Annotated in this window: 3 protein-coding genes; all 3 read left to right on the forward strand. The window is 46.1% G+C overall.

Annotation, left to right across the window (positions count from 1 at the left end):
- Nucleotides 1-358 precede the first annotated feature (358 nt).
- The 3 genes from Q7P41_RS05605 to Q7P41_RS05615 all read left to right on the forward strand — a co-directional run bounded on the left by Q7P41_RS05605 (nt 359) and on the right by Q7P41_RS05615 (nt 1,653).
- Nucleotides 359-574: a DUF1659 domain-containing protein gene (locus tag Q7P41_RS05605; protein WP_014807052.1), complete on the forward strand. Its 216-nt coding sequence runs from the start codon at nt 359-361 to the stop codon at nt 572-574.
- 492 nt (nt 575-1,066) lie between these two features.
- On the forward strand, nt 1,067-1,279 hold the full coding sequence (locus Q7P41_RS05610) for a DUF2922 domain-containing protein (protein WP_303882805.1): 213 nt from the start codon (nt 1,067-1,069) through the stop codon (nt 1,277-1,279).
- Between the two features lie 233 nt (nt 1,280-1,512).
- Nucleotides 1,513-1,653: a YvrJ family protein gene (locus Q7P41_RS05615; RefSeq protein WP_303882806.1), complete on the forward strand. Its 141-nt coding sequence runs from the start codon at nt 1,513-1,515 to the stop codon at nt 1,651-1,653.
- Nucleotides 1,654-1,792: the final 139 nt, after the last annotated feature.

Here is a 1,792-nt window from a genome sequence, read left to right on the forward strand (position 1 = left end):
GAACGTATCTGCGCAGGATGGGATTAAATTAAGCAAATCTATTTATATATTTACTCGGCAGGCTCAAGGGCAGGTAAATTTACTGGGTTGCGTTTGGGTGCGGGGCCTTTGGTGTCGTAGGGTGAAAGATAGTACACGCGTAACGGCCTAGCATGACAAGGCAAGTCGACGAAAGTGGACAAACAAAGGTTCACTCTCATTTATGTCAAGGTCGCAGCATGACAAGGCAAGTTGCCGCAACAATCCGCAGACAGAAGTGAAATTTATAAATGTCAAATATTCCTTTAACTATGCGTATTGTGAAATGGATCTGTTTCCTCTATAGTAGATCCATCACGACAGGAAAGGAGGTGAAAACATGGCAGTTTATCAACCGATAGCCAGCCGTCTGACCCTTAGGCTTCAGACCGGTGCGGACGAATGGGGAAAGCCTAAATTGAAGAGCAAGTCCATCGCAGGCGTGGACGTAGGAGCCGATGCGTCAGACGTGTTGACCGTGGCTCAGGCCATAGCAAGCTTGCTGCCCTACGGCCTGGTAGAGGCACAAAAGGTAGATACGGACCGCATAGCTTAACGTAGGTGCCGACGCATAGTTTAACGTAGGTGCCGACTTTTTAGTCAGGCAAATAACACGAAAGAGCTAAACGTACTGCTTGGGCTTGAGAATGCCCGAATGGCCTGGCAGGCCGTGCGATCTTGCAAGTTTAAGGCGATTTAAGACGAGCAGTTTTAAGCTGACAAGTCTAAGGCTAACAAGTCTAAGCTAATAAGTTTAAGGTTAGCAAGTTTAAGGTTAACAAATCTAAGGGTAAAAAGTTTAATGGTAATAAACTTAAGGTTAACTATTCTAAGCTAATAAGTTCAAGGGTAATAAGCTTAAACTAACAAGCTTAAGATTAACAAGATTAAGACTAACAAATCTAAGCTAATATGCTCATCAATAACAAGCTTAAACTTACAAGCTTAAGGCTTAATTGCATACGATAACGCAAAAAGCCGATGCTTCAGCCGCGCAAGCGCAAAGCGGAACATAATGACAGAATAATCGAAAAGGAGGTGAGAAACGTTGGAGCCAAAAAACGTAAGAAGGCTTAGGATGACCTTTGAGACCGAAGACGGGCCGTGGACTTTGTCTTTGTCCGACGTAAAGGAAGGGCTGCTTGCCGAAGAAGTTGAGTCGGTCATGCAGACCATAATAAATAACAGCATATTCGGCATTCCCCCGACGGGGATCGTGAAGGCCGAACTGATAGAGACCGACACCACTCAGCTGGTGTAGATATAGATGACAAAAGGCCGCCCTTAAAGGTGGCCTTTTGACGGAAAGATTTCGGGCTGTTTTGCCCACGGGGGTTGCCTGCGCAGTGCAGTGCGTTTGCAGTTTGCAGGCGGGCTAGCGGCCTTACATAATGTGAGGCGGACGTAAGGAAAGCCGGGGTTGCTTAGAGATGCCCGCTAGGGCTTTAAGCTCCTGTAATTTAAGCGAAGGGAGGGAAATTTTTGGAGGAATTTATGACGTCCACTCTTCAGACGGGTTTTTCCATAGCGGTGGCGGCCTACCTGCTGATCCGCATGGAAAAGCGTCTCGACGAGCTGGCAATAGCGATAAACAACCTCGAAAAGGGCGTGGCAAAATACTTCGGCGAGGTGTGATTGCAAGCCTACCTTGAAATTTTGCAGACTTTCGAGGCCTTTTTGCAAGTTTTTTGACCGTAATTGAAAAATGCAAGCGCCGACGGCGGCGCATAAATATAGATTAATATAGATGAAAGGAGATTTCATGAGAAAAAAC

The organism is Acetomicrobium mobile (assembly GCF_937920065.1).

Excerpts from the sequence above, each read along its gene's own strand:
- Q7P41_RS05605 (WP_014807052.1), top strand. The coding sequence starts at position 359 with ATGGCAGTTTATCAACCGATAGCCAGCCGTCTGACCCTTAGGCTTCAG.
- Q7P41_RS05615 (WP_303882806.1), top strand. The coding sequence starts at position 1,513 with ATGACGTCCACTCTTCAGACGGGTTTTTCCATAGCGGTGGCGGCCTAC.